Origin of the sequence: Methylophaga sp. (assembly GCF_009711715.1) — a bacterium.
In the GTDB taxonomy this organism is placed as follows: Bacteria; Pseudomonadota; Gammaproteobacteria; order Nitrosococcales; family Methylophagaceae; genus Methylophaga.
In genome coordinates this window covers 1-16,806 of the sequence record NZ_VENF01000011.1, presented here as the reverse complement: position 1 = coordinate 16,806, position 16,806 = coordinate 1, and the positions used below count along the sequence as shown (strand labels likewise).

The following is a 16,806-nucleotide window of genomic DNA, read 5'->3' as shown; positions in this document are numbered from 1 at the left end:
CTAAGCCTTATATCCGAATAACTCCTGGTTTTTGATCTTTTCTGCCACCACACCCGGAACGAGCTGTTCCCAGCCGGGGTTATTGTCAGTGATCATCTTCAACACATCCGGTGAGAAGATATCCAGATACTCTTCATTGAACTCTTGAATCTGTTCAATTTCGTCATTTTGTTTCAGGTACTGGTATAGATGTTTTTGTTTGTCGTCGACGGCCAGATTATCGACCTTGAATAAGGTTTGCGTCTCGGCATCTTTATAGGGATAGATATACAACTTGACATTGTTCTTGAACAGACGGCCGAAGCCTTCAAGAATGCCGCCTTTCAGGTCGCTGTAATATTTTTCATCGAACAGTTCAATCAGACTGTGGGCACCCATCGTGATGCCAATCCGGCGCTTGGTGTAGCGGGATAAGTAGGTCGCGAGGCGATAGTATTCGGGGTAGTCGGAAATCATCACCGTGTGACCGGCGGCTTCCAGCACATCAGCACGGCTGATGAAGTCTTCTAGATCAATCCCGTCATCACCGCTATGCAGGTTATGCATGGTGATTTCCATAATGGAAATGGTTTCTTCCGGTGCCGAATCCTCTTCCGCTTCAAATTGCTTTCTGGCCGCATTGAGCATATCGATGTTGACGTGGGTGACAGGGCGGAAGCGGCCGCGCTCTACCAGTACATTTTTCTTACGCAGGTGCTCTGAGGGCTGCAGTACTTTGCCGTTTGCCGAGAACATGGCGGCATCACTCAGGCCCAACTGGACCAGTCTTAAACTCACCACGCGATTATCGACATGCAGGAAGGCGTCACCGCTGAGATCGATCATATCGACTTCGATCCGATCCGTTGTCAGATTATCCAGCAGAGATTTCACCAACAGATCCGGGTTATGACTGAGATGAAAGGCTCCATAGATCAGGTTCACACCGATAATACCCAGTGCTTCCTGCTGCAGTGCGTTTTCATGATCCAGCATGCGGACATGAATGATGATGTCGCTGGGAGCGGCATGAGGTTCAGTCTGAAAGCGAATCCCGAGCCAGCCGTGACATTCGTTGGTGCCATGATAGTTACGGGCTGAGACGGTATCGGCAAAAGCAAAAAAAGCCGTACTCTCGCCGCGCTGCTCGTTCAGGCGCTCAATATTGAGTTTATACTCAAGGTCGAGCATATCCTCGAGTCGTTCACGACAGACATAGCGCGGCGCTTTGCCATAGATATCATCACTGACCTTCATATCATAGGCAGAGATACTTTTGGCAATGGTACCGGCCGCACCGCCCACCCGGAAAAACCAGCGAACGACTTCCTGGCCGGCCCCAATTTCGGCAAAGGAACCGTAACGGATTTCGTCCAGGTTAACTTCAAGTGCCTTGGCACCGGGAGAGAGTGGTCTGTTTTGTTCCATAAGGCCTCAGTTGAATGCAATTGAATGATTCAAGTGTAACGTCTTAGTGCTGCTACTGTAATGACCACTGTCAGATCAAACCATTGCCGTACAAGATAGATTGGGTCAGCAACAGCGTAACCCTGAAGCTGTTGCTCTTGGCACTATTGCCTAAAGCGAACCGGGTCAGTCCGGCATGGATTTGCGTAAGGCACCAAAACGTTTACGATATGCTGTGGGGGTAAGCCGAACCTTGCGTTTGAACAATCGTCCGAAATAGCCGGCGTCTTCATACCCCACCTGATTAGCGATAGCCTCAAAGGACTCGTCACCACTTTCCAGCATTTGCTTGGCTTCTTCCAGTCGCATGGCGTGAACATATTCCAGAGGCGACATCCCTGTTGCCTGTTGAAAACGGCGTTTGAAAGTGCGTTCTGCCAGACCTGAAAGGCGAATCATATTGTTTACCGGATTGGGCTCATCATAATGTTCGGCAATCCAGCTTTGGCAGCGGGCAATGACGGCATCGTCGACCTGTCGCGTCCGGGCCAGTCGTGCGAAGGGTTGCTGGCCAATATGATGCCAGTCAATAAGATTGATACGGGCTACCTGCATGGCTATTTCCACGCCTACCAGTCTGGCGATAAGGTATAAAGCGAGATCCATCCAGGATGTACCGCCACCTGCCATGATCAGCCGCTGGCCTTCTCCGGTCACGACCAGTGCCTGCTGTTCACGGACCTTAACAGCTGGGAAGCGTTCACGCATATCATCACACCATGCCCAATGGGTAGTGGCCTCCCACCCATCGAGTAATCCTGCTTCCGCAAACAACATCGCACCGGAGCAGGCTGCAGCCAGAATCGCACCCTGTCGGTAACGTTCCTTTAACCACTCGATTTCTTTGGCATAGCGGTTGGCCAGAGGTGTGCCGGGTGGCAGATTGACTTCCGGTACGCAAATGACATCCAGAGGGGGACAGTCTGTGAAAGAGGTATTTGGTGAGATGCGCACACCATTACTGATAGTGAGCAGTCCGGGTTCGCGGGCAACTAATGTGGCATGAATCAGTGAACGTCCGGGCCGGCCCTCGGTAATGACACTCCAGTCATGGCCGGTGGAAACAAAAAGATCATACATACCGTAGACCACCGCGCCTGTTGTTTCAGGAAAAACCATTATGCCTATAGTCGTTTTTTCAGTGTTCATGGCCGATATGTCCATTTGCTTGCCGAAATGGCTTTAATCCGATCATGCCAACCAGCGTATCTTGCTGACAATAGAAGGAAACGAGGAAGTGGCACCTGACTGTTTCAGTGTGTTTTTTGACTGATTATGAGTTTAAATCATCGAGGGTATCTGTATGAGTAAATATCGCAATAAGCTGCCACAAATGAAAGATAAGATCTTTGTAACCGATGGTGGTCTGGAAACGACATTGGTGTTTCATGAAAAGCTGCCACTGCCATTTTTTGCCGCCTTCGATCTTTTAAAAGACCAATCAGGCCTGCAGACACTGCGCCGTTATTTTGAACGCTATGCGACTATTGCCCGTGAACAGGGTGCAGGATTTATCCTGGAAGCACCGACCTGGCGCGCCAGCAAAGATTGGGCTCAAAAACTTGGCTATGATGCAATCACGCTGGCCGATGCCAACCGCAAAGCTATTGGTTTGATGTCGGAAGTTCGTGAAAACTATGAAACACCAGCTTCACCGATGGTCATCAGTGGCAACCTGGGGCCACGTGGTGACGGTTATGTGATGGATATGAAAATGACGGTCGCTCAGGCCCGTGACTATCATAGCCAACAAATTGAAACATTCGCGCAAACGGATGCAGATATGGTGTCTGTGCTGACCCTCAATTACACCGAAGAAGCTACGGGTATTGCGCTGGCTGCTCGAGATCATGGTATGCCGGTGGCGATTTCATTCACCGTGGAAACTGATGGACAGTTACCATCAGGTGACAGTCTAGCTGAAGCGATACGAAAAACAGACGAGCAAACAGACGCTTATCCAGCCTATTACATGATCAACTGTGCCCACCCATCGCATTTTGATCATGTACTCAATGATGCTTATGGTATGCATGAACGCATTCGTGGTGTTCGTGCCAATGCATCAAAACGGAGTCACGCTGAACTGGATAATACGGAGGACCTGGACGATGGTAATCCGGATGAACTGGGTAATCACTACCAGCAACTGAGAAAGCTATTACCTAATCTCAACGTACTGGGTGGTTGTTGTGGCACAGATCATCGACATATCGAAGCAATCTGCATGGCCGTTGCCTGATGCTTAATCCCAGTAGTATTTAGCTTGGAATAGCGACGGCGAAGCCAGCAGGCTGTCAGTAGCAGAAATGATGATGGAGGCTGTGGTAGCTCAGTCTTTCGACTGTTTTGCCCATTCCTCTAATTTCGCTTCAATGCCAGAAAATTGAGAGATATGCTTCTGAACTCGCATCATGAAAGCATTTTCACCTTCAGCCACAGCCATGACGTGTTTTTCGGTGAATAGATTCCAGGGGCCCGGCTGATAACCTTTGGCTCTCAACCACCATTCAGCTTGAGCGACTGGCATATTCAGATTGGTCATGTCTTGCATTGGTTGGGGCACAGCGCCGCGACTCTCCAGCGATTGGCTTACCTGATTCACTACGGGAACAGCGACCTTGACGCCATCAATATCCGTATCCACGGTTTGATTAGGCGGAAAGCCGATGGTGATGCGTGTGCTGTAATAAGGTTCGGTAAAGTTAACCAGTTTTTTCAGGGGGGACTGCAGGGTAAGACCGCCAATCACCATATGGAGTTGATGCTGAGCGAGGGCTTCCATTAACTCAGTTTCCGTTCCCCAGTGCCACTCAACCTCGGCATTCAGTTTGTCGGCAAAGACCAGTAGCATGTCGGCCTCGACACCGGAAGCACCACCCTTAGTTCGTATCACCCAGGGCGGGTTTTCGGTGACACCGACTTTCAGAGCCCCATCCTGAACTTTTTTCAGCGTGTCATTGGCATCACTTGGAAACTGGCAGGCACTGGTCAACACAGCAGTTACGAGGATTAAGCCGCTTAAGAAGGTTTTGATAAGGCTCAATCTTACAAAGTGATACCCAGCCATCTCAGCCTCCTTTTTGCCAGTGCCGTACTTCCAGAATAGAACGATGTTGTCTCAACGTTGATTTAAGCGTGCTTTTTCAGACTTCTCTAATTTGCCACATTCATGAGCCTGATTGGGCGATTGAGTTCACAACCTTCGGTATCGAGAACCGATCCTCACGCCGTCTGGTACTGAATGTTGCAGCGTAGGGACCGGCATCGGAAAAGCTGGCGACTTTTCTGCACATTGCCAACATGCCTGAGCGGCAAATGTCCGCGCAGTCCATCGGAACGGATAAAGATTTCCATTTCTGAGAGATTGCTCTCGCTCAAATAACTGATATCACAGTGATACAGGGTAGCTTCACTTCAGATGAAGTTCTTCATGAACTTTTTTTGCCACCACCTGATTCTTTATTGACAGTGGCCCAGGCTCTTTTTGCGGCTTCCTCTTCGGACACGCCTTGCTCAATGTAACCTTCTTCAATGTGTTTGGCTTTGCGTTTTTGTTTGTCTGTGTATTTTTCTTTGCTTCCCCGGGACATAAATAGATACTCCTCCGGAAACTGAATAAAAATGCTGACAGGCAGGCTATGCATCTGAATGACTGGTATGGACCCCAGTCAGAAACGCTCAGAGCGTGGTGTATCAGTTAATGTGTCAATGAGATAGGACTCGGCATATTCCAGCGCCAGGGGGTACTCAAACATGGCGCCTTCTTCCATCAATGACTGCAGCTCAGCCTGAATATCCTCTTTGTTATGCCGCTCGGTCTGCATTGCGGATAGATAGGCATATTTCGCGGCCACTTCTTCTGGTGTTTCAAAGCCAGTGCCACCGTTATCAATAATCTGTACCACTTCCTCAATCGATTCTGCTTTCTTAAGTTCCTCTGAAATCATAGGTTTCTCCCTAAAAAGACGACAATGAGTAACTTCAGAATAATTATGACCAGCACAGGTGTGCTATGTGCGTGGATACATACAGCCCTGCTTAGTTATTCAAATTTTACGCGGCTAATATTCTGATATTTCAGAAATTGATTTTCACAAAAAGTTCACTTTTTAAATGAAACAGAAATTTTCAGTTATTTTGCTGATAAGAAGGGTGTGACTATCAATGCCAGCGTTCCCGTGCTTTCAATAAGGTGCATTCACTATCGACTCAGAGACAGGAAGAGGTGTTGGCTGGGGCAAATAAGGGGGAGAGGAGTCTCTGCCGGCTGATGAACGAATTAGCGGCGTTAGGTCAAGGGAATAACTTTAACAACCATAGGTTGGATCAGCCTTAACATCACGCAACATGCTGTTTCTGGTGTTGTTGGGTTACAGTCAGGTGTCGGTGATTTTAATGGCGCGGAACATGGCACATTGACGGAAGACGTTGATATCGGGGGCTACGTTCATGTTCCGGGAAACACGCAATACCAGCCGCAGCAACATTTTCATATCGCGGGGGCTGATTTCTTCGAAAGTGGCCAGCAACTGAGTCAGCAATTCGTCAGACAACTCAAAATCGTATTGTCTGGCAAACACCTGCCAGATCTTGGCAGCGTTTTCCGGTGTCGGGATTTCATATTCGATGATAGCGGCGCAGCGGGAGATGATGGCCTCATCAATATCTGAAGGCCGGTTGGTGGTCATAAACAGCAAACCGCTGAAGTATTCCATGGTGCGTAAAAACTCGGCAACGATGGCATTTTGTTCGATGTTGTTACTGCGAGTGACAATAAATACATCGGCCTCATCCAGCAGGAGCACGCAGTTCCAGCGCTCGGCACGGGAAAAAATGACTCTGAGGTTGGCTTCAATATCTTTGGCATTGGTACCCAGGGAACCGGAATGCAACAGATATAAAGGCCGTTCAATCAGCTCCGAATAAATCTCGGCCGTCAGGGTCTTACCCACGCCCGGAACACCTTTACACAGAATCACATTACCCGCGGTCTTGCCCTCAATAATATCGCCGCTGAATATATCGACATTGGTGGTTAAAACGTCCAGCAGGTCATGATGTGTTTTGGGCAGAATCAGTTTGTCTTTAAGGGATTTATCGTACTGGTAACGGGTCAGGTAATCGGCATGGATCCAGACAAAGCCATGGGTTTTTAAGTTAAATACCCGCAGCAATGGCCATTCAGGCATCGCCAGCACATTATCCTCCCCTTCAAGCAGGCAGGACTCTCTTAGCTGCGAATAAGTTTTGACGTCACTTTCCGGCATATCATGAATGACTTTGGTCTCGATTGCCGTGCCATCCGAGTTCACCTGGGTTTTATCGGTATAAATCAGTCCGCGGGCGACAAACTGCTCAGAAAACTGGTCTTTAATTTCACGGCAATAGCGGGCATAGCTGGCTTCATAGTCTTCCTTAAGCGCCGGTGTTTCTTTATAAACCTGCTTGAGTTCCAGCGCTTCATTAATGTGTTTTTTATTGACGTCACCAGGGCCGAAAGCAATGTAGTCATGCTCAAAGCCAAAATAGCCTTTCTTTAAGTTCGGTGACAGGTGGCAGACGTGCATCAGCAAAGACTCTTCGGCATGTGCAGTGGCCGGCTTGTAGCTGAAGTCGGTGACCAGAGCCGGGTATAGTTTGCCGTCAGCTTTTTTGAGATAGACCCAACCATCAATCAGCTTGTGTTTGAGATAGGATTCCAGCGTCGAGGAAAACGCTTTGAAGTTGGGAACAGGGGCGTCAAACTTGCCCTCACGGGCCAGCAGGATGGATTCAATTGCACGCATGGACTTCACATCATTCAGCGTATCAGCTACCCGGGCCATATCCTGCAGCGCCTTGAGCGATAACTGGCGGGGTTCGATTTCCATCTCGGTGGCTTTGATATAGCCGCGGTTGTCAGCTTCTTCACGTGCCACTCGCTCACGATAAGGGGTTAACTCTGAATGCTGGGTGGCTTTGATAAAGTCGTGAGAAACAATAAATGACACGTGACTGACCTGTTTTGAAAACTAAATGGACTGAACAAAATCAAATTAAGTTCAGGTTACAAGCTTGTTTCGCTCCAGTCACGCTCGTGAGCTTGTTGAAATATCAATTCTGACAGCTGCACTCGCAGGGTGAGTGGAGCGCGAGGATGCCCAACAACTTATCGCAAACAGCTTAGGTCGAGGTTGAGTTTCATACTTCAACCCAACCTGCATTAATCAGATAAAGAAAGAGAGTGCCAAAACTTAGCCCGCTTTGTGGCAGTCACAGTATTAGTGTTTATCCGAACACAAAACACAGTAAAAGGAGGCAGAAATGAAAAAGTTGCTTCTTATCACAGTCTCACCACTGATCTTTGCCTTGTCACCTCTGGCTGTTGCCGCAGATTACCCTGAATTTGGTGGCCGATGCGCTATGGGGATTGTCGCTGGCGAAGAATTCAAAACTGACTGCTCCGTCGACTGGACTGGTCCGGATGGTAATCAATACTGCTTTGGTAATAAAAAGGCGAAAGAACGCTTTTTGGAAAAACCGGATGAAAACCTGCACAAGGCTTTTGAAAATTACGAGCAGGTGGTTACCAAGTAACAAGCCAAAATACCGATCATGCAGAAGGAGATTTATGCTTCAGCAAATGCAGTTTTATGGAATGAATATCCGTAAAACGGGTCAGACTTGAGGAATTGGAATAATTTCAAATGACGTAAAAGGAGCGTACATGCAAATTCAGGTGAACACGGATCACAATATTCATGGTGCAGTAGAGCTGGCCGAATCGATTCGTGAAGAGTTACAGCATAATCTCAAACGTTTTGATGAATATCTCACTCGTATCGAAGTGCATATAAGCGACAAGAACAGTGATAAACGTGGCGGCGGTGATGATATCCGTTGCCTGATTGAAGCCAGACTGGAAGGGCATCAACCCAATGTAGTCAGTCATGATGGCGCTAATGTGAAACAGGCCTTAACCGGTGCTGAACACAAACTGACCCGTCAATTAGACAAGATTGTCGAACGTCAGCGTAATCATTAGTTAGATCCGTATTAATAGAAGGGCAGCAGGCGATTTAATTCGTCTCTGCCCTTTTTGTTTTTGATAAAAAGGAGATTAAATTTATGTCCAGCCCGGAACACAAGCAGAAAATTTGGGAAATGATAAAAGAGATTAAAGTCGGCATGCTGGTCACGCTGGATGAGGATATGCCACGCGCCAGGCCGATGCATCTTGTTCAGGATGAGTATGACGGCACGCTTTGGTTTTATACCCGACGCAGTGCTGAGAAAGTTTCTGAAACGGACAAGGATCATGATGTCTGCCTGACTTTCTCCGACCAGGAGGAGGGCGTATATGTCTCACTGTCAGGCAAGGCTCGATTGATTGATGATCAGGCCCTGATAGATAAATACTGGAACTCTTTCATTGCAGCCTGGTTTCCGGAAGGTAAGGACGATCCTGAAGTCGCCATGCTGGAAGTCAAGGTTGAAATGGGCGAACACTGGAAGGCTAAAGAGAGTAAAGCTTTCCAGCTTTATGAATTTGCCAAGGCCAATATCAAAAATACCACGCCCAATATTGGCGAAAATGAAAAGTTTGGTGGCTGACATACCATCCTTCAAAACCAAAGGGGTCAGCTTGGATTGATTGAATTGAGGTTCAATCCTGTATGACCCCTTTGATTTCATTGGTCTATGCTGATGTGTGGTATCAGGAATAGCTTCTGGAAAGTTTTTACACTGATCTCAGACAATGGGAAATAATCTGTAGTTACCGGCTCACATACGGTCATGTAAAATCTGCATATTTGCATGACTCCCAGTGCCTTCGCTGATATCTGGCAACATAATTACTGGTGTTTCATCAACGCTCCTCTGAGTATTCGATTTCCCAATAATAGTGGTCAAGACCTTGATGACCGGCATTGTCGCTTATCCGTAAACCTGTAGTTCGTTTCAATATCACACAAAGTAGACTGGCTACGAGGATGCCACCCCCTAAACACAGAACAATACCGGCAGCCTGCATGGGTAAGCCGATAACATCATGCTGAAATGCAAAGTCACCTTCACTAAGCCCGAAATAACCGCCCCTTGGTGTGCCGGAATGCAGAATGCCTACCATGATTAATCCATAACTGCCGGCACCTGCGAAAAGCGGGATCAGTTTCGTTTCATCAATTCTAAAATGTCGAAGTGCAGAATCAACCAGAGCTGCAACAACCGGTGCCACCATGGCAACGAGCAGCATTTGCCAGGGCAAATAGACATCAAATCCTGCCGCACCTGACACATACCCTGCGAATGGCCCCAACAGAAGGTAATTGTAGTTACGCTTTAGGTAAGCAATCAGCGCCCCACTCAGCATGCCACCTAACCATGCTGCCCCATAATTGTTCAACACTAATCCAATGCTGGTGTCTGCCATTGTCACACTGACAGCAAAGCCCGTTTTTTCGAAAAAAAACAGACAAGAAATAATGACCATGGGGAGCGCGGCAAAGATCATTACTGTGCCTATTGTCGCGAAAACAGGGTTGCTGTAATGACTCAGATGAGATGACTTGCCTTCTGAGAATATGCCTGGTCGTGGACCGAGTCTCGACACCAAAACAATGGCCATCCCCGCCGGAAACAAATAGACAAAGCCAACGCCGAAGAAATCATGATAACCGGCATTAGTCAGAGGGCCGACGGAGCCCCATGTCCACCAACTGAGCAATGATGAGCCCAAGGCTGCCACAACACATGTCAGATAATACGCCGATGCTTTGATTCGTTCTGATACTGCAAAGTGGAATAAAACATTGATTATTCCTGCAGTGCAGGCCAGGAAAAACAGAAATATCTGGTATTCGTTCACATGGGAGAATCTGGCCGGATCAACAGCCTGGGCAAGAGAATTGGTCATCGTGCCGCCAAGCCACCAATCAGAAATGCTGTCTGTCAGAGAGTTGCCACGCATTAAGTAGTATTGTGCCAGCCATAAGCCAAAACCAAATAGAAGATAGCTGCCAAAACCTATGAAAAAGCCAACAAGCTTTTCTATGCCGGAAGTGAATGCGTTTTGCTTTTTGACTGTACCGGCATCAATGAGCAATAGGCCAAATAACAGAAAAATCATGCCTGCAGCACCTAATATATAAATCAGGCTATGAATGAGTGAGGGCAGTGATACTTGTGAAGGAAAAGTAATAGCTGGATCGATCATTGTTAATTGTCCTGTAAAGAAGCTTTCTAGCTACCAGAATCATTTTTATTCTGACAACCTGATTTTCTTAAAGGAAGAAATGTACTTTGAGTGCTAATGGTCAAGCATGGGTGTGGAATAAAAAAACCTTGGACGCATAGGCGCCCAAGGTAAGAGAGAAGAGGCCATCAAGACCTCAAGCTGAAAACAAATATCTAAATTTAGAAGGATTTAGATACCGAGACCACAAACCGCTCATCAACAATTTGATGATTGGAGTCAAAACCGTAAAAGTCATGTTCGCCTTTTTTGATGTCGGTATCGTGGTAACGAAGATCGACGTTGAAGCCGAAAACATTTCTGCTCACACCAATATTCCAGTGAGCCCAATCAATGTCTTCATCACCATCCCCATTTGCATCCAGGCTGGGACCATCGTTGTCAAACAACTGATAGCCAATCCCGCCTGAAAGCGTGAACTCATAGGGAAGCTCGACACTGGGATGAATGGCAATGTTATGGGATTGCAAATCTTCCACCCCAAACCAGTCAGTGATGGTGGGTGAATATTCCAGTTTAAGGTTTACTGGGCCGAATTGTTTGTCGACGTAGTTAAACATCTCGAGGTAATTGGAGTCTCTATCACCCGGATAGACATACTGGAAAAGCATGCCGTTATAGTTCAGGCCTGTTCCAGCAATATCGGATGTCGCATAACCAATGTAAGGCCCCCAAATCGCATTAATGTGTGGGTTATTGCCCTCAGCATCATCACCGGGAAACAGATTATTGGCAAGGTAATAGCCCAAATAGATACCATTCGGATGCGTCCAGGTGATGGCGCCTTTTAAGGAAGGGATCTTGCCATCGTTGGTTTCGGATTCACCACGGAATACATAATCTGAAGCAAATTCCACCCAAGTGCTGAATTTGCCGCCGAGGAAGGTATCCCGGTCCAATATCTCGACAAAGTTGGCTGTCTCCTTCGCTGCTTTAGCTGGCCCGGTTTCTGCGGGACCTTCTTCTGCCAGAATGGCAGGAGAAAGTACTGACAATGTAACGACAGACAGCGTCGTTTTTAAATTTAATGTGTTCATTTGATTAAATCCTCATCAAGTGAGGCCTGCATAACAGGGCGGCAAGTTGACGCTTCTGTAGGCACCATTCCGTGTACCAGGTTGGCTACAGGCGGTTCAATATATGCAACAGGTTCGCTGACAGTGGGATAGGTCAGGGTGACCTCATCAGGGATATTCTGAGCTTCTGGATTTTCCACACCTTGCTCTGTGTGGTATGGGTCACTGAATTGACCATAGTCACCAGGCTGGATGGTGTAGCTGACTTCTTTAGTCCCAACCCCGGCATTAGCAAGATATTTATTAGGGTCATTCCAGCTTCGGCCATCCAGGTTGGTGAAAAACTTAATGTCTACCAGAACGGAGTCACACAGTGGTGTTACTTCCTCATACTGCGTAGGCCAGCCTGAACCGCCGGTGATGTCAGGGTAACGTCCCCAGTCACCGCCTTTCATCGGGCAGGCACCACCGCCACCGTAAAAAGCACGGTTTGGATGGTGGACACCGTAGACCGGCAAACCAACTGCTTGACCCTCACCGCCTTTTTCCAGGTTAAACCTTGGGGCCTGTGTTAGCGTGGTTTTAACGTCGTGCCCATTTTCCTTGACTGACTGGTAATAAGGACCATCCGGTCTGACGTAGCGGTGGTCCTTGTTATTGACGTTGTCATAGACCGCTGTCACAAATAGATAAGGCTTGTTGAAGAAAGGACGCTCAACCAGATAGTACTCAGCCCGGGTTTTTTCTCTGTCGATGGCTTCCCACTTCACGTGAGTCGCATCTTTACCTTCCTGGCCAATATTCACCCAGGATCTGGCATCAGGAAAATGCTCCAGTCTAAGGACTTTCGTGTAGTTCTCATCAACATCGAGGCCAGCGCGTTTACCGAGCGGCCCGACCTCGTTGGCTGCCGGTTGACTGAATGCAAAGTCCATCGCTTTTTTTGCTTAGGGATAGTCATTGGCCGACATGGTGCAATACCAGTTAGCCAGGTCGATGGGGGCATGATCATCATATTTGCCCTCAAAGATAGGGTGGCTGATCGGTAGATCAACAAAGTTTAACTTCCCATCTTCAGCCAGTTTCTGGTCTGGGTACTTGTATCCAGACCAACTCTCATGAGGTAAATATGAGCTGTAGTTTTGCTTGATAGTTTGTGTTGCATCGTCTGTAAAGACATTGGCATTTTTAGCTAAGCCATCAGCTCCCTTTTTACGGTACATCCGAACAGTGCCATTTTCCTGGACACGCCAGAGGCCATGTTTTCCCTCACCAATCATGGTGAATACCTGTTCAACGATATTCACAAACCGATACGTTGAGTTTGTATTCATATACCCGAAATAAACGGGCAGATGAGGGATTTGCGAGTGAGTTCTATTCGGGCGTCCTAATCCAAGCAGTACCTTTTCTTTATCGTCTTTAGTTATGTTTCGGTCGCTTGTGTAAAAGAACGGATCACCGTTAGTTAAATCAGTCAGATTGGTATCTGCATGAACCGGGACCAGTGCCGCTGTGCAAAAAGGAAGTAAACGACATAATGAGGATAATTTCATCTCTCTCTCCTCCTACATGGTTTAAACGTTGTCGTTTTAGAACAGTTTTCTCTGACCACAGGCATGAGCTACACCATAGTCATCAGACGAAAACGAGACAGTTGAACCTTTTGGGAAGAACAGCACATCGCCGACTTCACCTTTGACTTTCTGGGTCCCGTCATCGAAATAAATATGTCCATCGATGATGATTTTGGTGTCGTCATAATCGAAGGTATAAACGAGTGGATTGCCTTTTTCGATTTTGAACATGCCGCAGGAAATTGGTGCACGAGGGTCAGAAGAACCAACGATGTCTTCAAAATAGGCATTCACGCCAGGCTCATTCATGGAAGCAATGGGCATCGAAGCCGCGTCTTTGAAAATCTGAATTTTCTTACTGCCTTGGGGTACTTCTACTCCGTGGGCAAAAACACTTGTCGTTAAAGCAATACTGGCAGTGGTGACTGCAGCGTAGATAAATGGTGCTATTTTCATTTTGCACACTCCTTAAGAATTAATGGTTTTGTAATCAACCAGTTAGTTGAGGTCTCAACACTTAAATAGAGGATGCTGAGATAGCTCGGCTGACTACGGTCCTAGTTATATCGCTGCATTAATAACGTGTCAAGTAATAAATTACGTAACATGTAATAAAGTGCATATATAATGGGCCTGAAGCAGTTCGTGTTAAGATTCGCGAACATGGAAAATTGATGGAAAAGTGTCTATTTTCCGCAGGATTAGCAGCTGGAAAAATGAAATGAAACGTAATGGATTCGGTGACCGTTTAAAGGCACTACTGAAACAGAAAAACCTGACTCAGGCTCAGGTAGCGGCGGCAGTAAATACCTCTGTTCCCTCTGTGAGTCGATGGACGAAAGGTGGTGAGATTGAATATAACAATCTCCAGGTACTCGCTGATTATCTTGATGTGAACTGGATCTGGTTACGTTATGGTGATGAAGCCATTGCAAGCTTGAAAGACACCATGCCTGAAAACAATCCAATGACGGATATGCGTCGCGAGTATCTTGATGAAATCATGGCTAATGAAGCCAGGATGAAATCTGCACTTGAGATGGCTGAGATCGTTAATTGGGAATGGAATGTGTTGACTGGAACAGTCACTTTTTCACCTAACGCTGAGCAGGTTTTTGGCGTGGGGAAGCAGTCACTTCCCAACTGCATGCTTCCTTTCGTGGATGCTCCGATAGATAAGTTGATAGAGACCTTCGGTCAGGAACAACCCCATAGCTGGGACTTTAATGTCACGGGAAAGGATGGGACCGTTAAATGGTTTACCTCCAGTGCGAAGCTCACATTTGATGCAGCTAAGCGTCCAACCAAAGTCATTGGTGTGAGCTCAGATATTACAGCCAGGAAGAATGCTGAAACTGCTTTGGAAAGAAGCGAGTACATGATGAGGAAGATTATAGATCTGGTACCTGTCGGCTTATGGGTAGCAGATGCGGAAGGGAATATCTGTCTTGCTAACCCGGAAGTCAAAAGAATATGGGGCGGTGCAAAATATGTTGGTCTTGAACAGTATGGTGAATACAAAGGTTGGTGGGATAAATCGGGTGAGGAAGTCGGTGCGGAAGGCTGGACTCTGGCGCGCGCTGTCAAAAAAGCAGAGTCCAGTCAGCCAGAGGTAGTCAATATTGAGGCGTTTGATGGAAAGCGGCGCACCATTACGATGTATTCCACACCGCTTTACGACAGTGAAAAAAATATCATCGGTGCTATTGAAGTTAATCAAGACATCACTGAACTGAAAGAAATTGAACGTTCTCTGAAAACAAGCCTTGAAGAGTGGGAAGCCATCTTTGAGCAAGAGTCGTTCGGGGTCATTCAAGTTTGTAACGGAACGATCACGAGGCTTAATGAAGTTGCGGCTAAGGCGCTCGATCTAAAACCAAACAAAAGTATCAACTTCACTGATGTATTTAATCTGCAAACCGCTGAAAACATCCAACAGGAACTATCTAAACAGCAAATAAATCCCCAGATAGTTAAGGGGCAGATCAAAAATGCCAATGATCCTACGGATATATACATCGTGCCTCAGAGGCAAAAACAAGACAGGATGCAATACCTTCTCATGTTTGCTCTCAAATAATCCGATAACCAAAAAGCTTTTTATGTCATTCAATATACGTTTTGATAAACATAATGGTGATGTGAGCAGGGAACCACTTCACTCCCACAAAACAGGGGCGAGGAGGAAAAATTTGACCGATATTGTCTTTGGGAAAACAAATTAACTATAGAACTTCGCAGGCCGGTTAACGATAGCGTAACCCTATACTTAGGCCTATTAGGCATGTTGGTGTCCCATCCACCATGGTATCAGACATGAAAAACCCGGCATCCAAGCCGGGTTCTTCTTTCTTTATCTTTCACATTACCTTTTCTGTTTCCAGTTAAATGGAAACATACAGCCTCCCTGCAGTATTGTGAGGCATGTTATTTGGGGCTAATGCGATAAACCATGCCTTCATCCATGACGGCATAGAGATCGCCCTCCGGTCCCTGAACAAGTGTCCGGAACCGACCGGGTTCCATTGGTACCGGCATTTCGGTCACATCATTGACTGACTTGCCATCATCCGCGATGTCGAGTAGATCAATGCGATTACCGACCGGCGTGCCGCCAAAACCGATACCCATGAAACCAACGGCCAGGCGTCCTTCCCAGTCGCCCCATTGCTCACCGGTCAGGAAATCAGCAGTGCTGATGCCCTGGGAGAGTTGGTTGTTCTGCCAGGCTGGTTGTATGGCATTCGGATAGGTTTCGATATCGGTGATTGGCATGTATTCAGACCGTTTATCCGGGTCCATGCCTTCTTTCTGGTTGGGCATATAGCCGCAGTAGTCGTCGGGGCAGTCGCCACGACCCGCCATATTAGGCTTGGGATCCCAGCCACTGTTGCCACCGGCAACCAGCATATTGACCTCATCAGAATGCCACGGACCATGTTCCGTGACCACCGGTTGGCCGTTCTCAGGGTGAAATGTCAGGCCCTGAACGTTGCGGTGACCATAAGTAAAGATTCTGGGGTCGTACTTATCGGATAAGCCATTATCCGGCGCGGCATTGCCATTGCGATCAATACGCAACACTTTACCACCCAGAGATTGCGGATCCTGTGGAATACGGCTGTTATGGTTGTCGCCAGTTGTCACGTAGAGGAAGGTGTTATCCGGACCAAACTGGATTCGACCGCCATTATGCGCACCAGCCTCACCAAAGGGATGATCCGTCGGTTTCGGCTTGAATGGAATATCTTCCACGATATCCGTGCGATCCGAAACCTTGGTGAAGTCTTCATTCAGCTTCAGACGTAACACGCGATTAGTCGCTGGCGGTGTTTTGTCAGAGGCTGAATAAACGTAGATGTAGCGGTTGTCCTCAAAGTTGGGATCGATGGCGACACCGTTCATCCCCGCCTGACCCTGGCAGAAAAGATCCTTTTCAGTAGTGCTGTAGTCCTTTGTGTCTTTCAGCCCTAACAGATGATTGACGTCACCGTTGGGCTCACGCACCGACAAGCCACGACATTTTTCG

Annotated in this window: 17 protein-coding genes; 5 read left to right on the top strand and 12 right to left on the bottom strand. The window is 47.3% G+C overall.

From position 1 onward, the window contains the following. Both FH755_RS08305 and FH755_RS08300 read right to left on the bottom strand, forming a co-directional pair. Positions 1–1,407: a TonB-dependent receptor gene (locus FH755_RS08305; protein ID WP_292440474.1), complete on the bottom strand. Its 1,407-nt coding sequence runs from the start codon at positions 1,405–1,407 to the stop codon at positions 1–3. 165 nt (positions 1,408–1,572) lie between these two features. Beyond that, entirely contained in the window at positions 1,573–2,595 is a 1,023-nt protein-coding gene (locus tag FH755_RS08300; RefSeq protein ID WP_292440473.1) for a helix-turn-helix domain-containing protein, read from the bottom strand. Positions 2,596–2,749: 154 nt separating this feature from the next. Between FH755_RS08300 and FH755_RS08295 the strand changes: the two genes are divergently transcribed. After that, positions 2,750–3,688: a homocysteine S-methyltransferase family protein gene (locus FH755_RS08295; protein ID WP_292440470.1), complete on the top strand. Its 939-nt coding sequence runs from the start codon at positions 2,750–2,752 to the stop codon at positions 3,686–3,688. Between the two features lie 90 nt (positions 3,689–3,778). On the opposite strand, the gene FH755_RS08290 is transcribed toward FH755_RS08295, so the two are convergent. From FH755_RS08290 to FH755_RS08275, 4 genes are all read right to left on the bottom strand, one after another. After that, complete coding sequence (locus tag FH755_RS08290; protein WP_292440468.1) at positions 3,779–4,516, bottom strand: transporter substrate-binding domain-containing protein; 738 nt, start codon at positions 4,514–4,516, stop codon at positions 3,779–3,781. Positions 4,517–4,877: 361 nt separating this feature from the next. Then, the gene (locus FH755_RS08285; protein ID WP_292440466.1) at positions 4,878–5,039 is read right to left on the bottom strand and encodes a plasmid stabilization protein; all 162 of its coding nucleotides are present in this window, start codon (positions 5,037–5,039) and stop codon (positions 4,878–4,880) included. 78 nt (positions 5,040–5,117) lie between these two features. Then, positions 5,118–5,396, bottom strand: coding sequence for a hypothetical protein (locus FH755_RS08280; RefSeq protein ID WP_292440464.1), 279 nt, complete (start codon positions 5,394–5,396; stop codon positions 5,118–5,120). A gap of 429 nt (positions 5,397–5,825) precedes the next feature. Further along, positions 5,826–7,439, bottom strand: a complete 1,614-nt coding sequence (locus tag FH755_RS08275) for an ATP-binding protein (RefSeq protein WP_292440462.1) — start codon at positions 7,437–7,439, stop codon at positions 5,826–5,828. A 313-nt stretch (positions 7,440–7,752) separates the two neighbouring features. Between FH755_RS08275 and FH755_RS08270 the strand changes: the two genes are divergently transcribed. The 3 genes from FH755_RS08270 to FH755_RS08260 all read left to right on the top strand — a co-directional run bounded on the left by FH755_RS08270 (position 7,753) and on the right by FH755_RS08260 (position 9,042). Continuing rightward, positions 7,753–8,025: a hypothetical protein gene (locus tag FH755_RS08270; protein ID WP_292440460.1), complete on the top strand. Its 273-nt coding sequence runs from the start codon at positions 7,753–7,755 to the stop codon at positions 8,023–8,025. A 130-nt stretch (positions 8,026–8,155) separates the two neighbouring features. Beyond that, entirely contained in the window at positions 8,156–8,473 is a 318-nt protein-coding gene (locus FH755_RS08265; RefSeq protein WP_292440458.1) for an HPF/RaiA family ribosome-associated protein, read from the top strand. A gap of 83 nt (positions 8,474–8,556) precedes the next feature. Continuing rightward, positions 8,557–9,042: a pyridoxamine 5'-phosphate oxidase family protein gene (locus FH755_RS08260; protein ID WP_292440456.1), complete on the top strand. Its 486-nt coding sequence runs from the start codon at positions 8,557–8,559 to the stop codon at positions 9,040–9,042. A 256-nt stretch (positions 9,043–9,298) separates the two neighbouring features. Here FH755_RS08260 and FH755_RS08255 read toward each other — a convergent pair whose 3' ends face one another. The 5 genes from FH755_RS08255 to FH755_RS08235 all read right to left on the bottom strand — a co-directional run bounded on the left by FH755_RS08255 (position 9,299) and on the right by FH755_RS08235 (position 13,733). Further along, complete coding sequence (locus tag FH755_RS08255) at positions 9,299–10,645, bottom strand: ammonium transporter (RefSeq protein ID WP_292440454.1); 1,347 nt, start codon at positions 10,643–10,645, stop codon at positions 9,299–9,301. Between the two features lie 200 nt (positions 10,646–10,845). Beyond that, positions 10,846–11,721, bottom strand: coding sequence for a TorF family putative porin (locus tag FH755_RS08250; RefSeq protein WP_292440452.1), 876 nt, complete (start codon positions 11,719–11,721; stop codon positions 10,846–10,848). Continuing rightward, entirely contained in the window at positions 11,718–12,635 is a 918-nt protein-coding gene (locus tag FH755_RS08245; protein WP_292440450.1) for a hypothetical protein, read from the bottom strand. The genes FH755_RS08250 and FH755_RS08245 overlap by 4 nt, the downstream gene beginning before the upstream one ends. Before the next feature lie 12 nt (positions 12,636–12,647). Beyond that, positions 12,648–13,256: a hypothetical protein gene (locus FH755_RS08240; RefSeq protein ID WP_292440448.1), complete on the bottom strand. Its 609-nt coding sequence runs from the start codon at positions 13,254–13,256 to the stop codon at positions 12,648–12,650. A 36-nt stretch (positions 13,257–13,292) separates the two neighbouring features. Beyond that, positions 13,293–13,733 carry an ethanolamine utilization protein gene (locus FH755_RS08235; protein ID WP_292440446.1) on the bottom strand — a complete coding sequence of 147 codons (441 nt, stop codon included), beginning with the start codon at positions 13,731–13,733 and terminating at the stop codon, positions 13,293–13,295. A gap of 265 nt (positions 13,734–13,998) precedes the next feature. On the opposite strand from FH755_RS08235, the gene FH755_RS08230 reads away from it, so the two are divergent. Next, entirely contained in the window at positions 13,999–15,357 is a 1,359-nt protein-coding gene (locus FH755_RS08230) for a PAS domain S-box protein (protein WP_292440444.1), read from the top strand. 347 nt (positions 15,358–15,704) lie between these two features. Here the strand turns inward: FH755_RS08230 and FH755_RS08225 are convergent. Next, positions 15,705–16,806, bottom strand: a 1,102-nt coding sequence (locus FH755_RS08225; protein ID WP_292440443.1) for a PQQ-dependent sugar dehydrogenase, incomplete at its 5' end; no start/stop codon positions are given.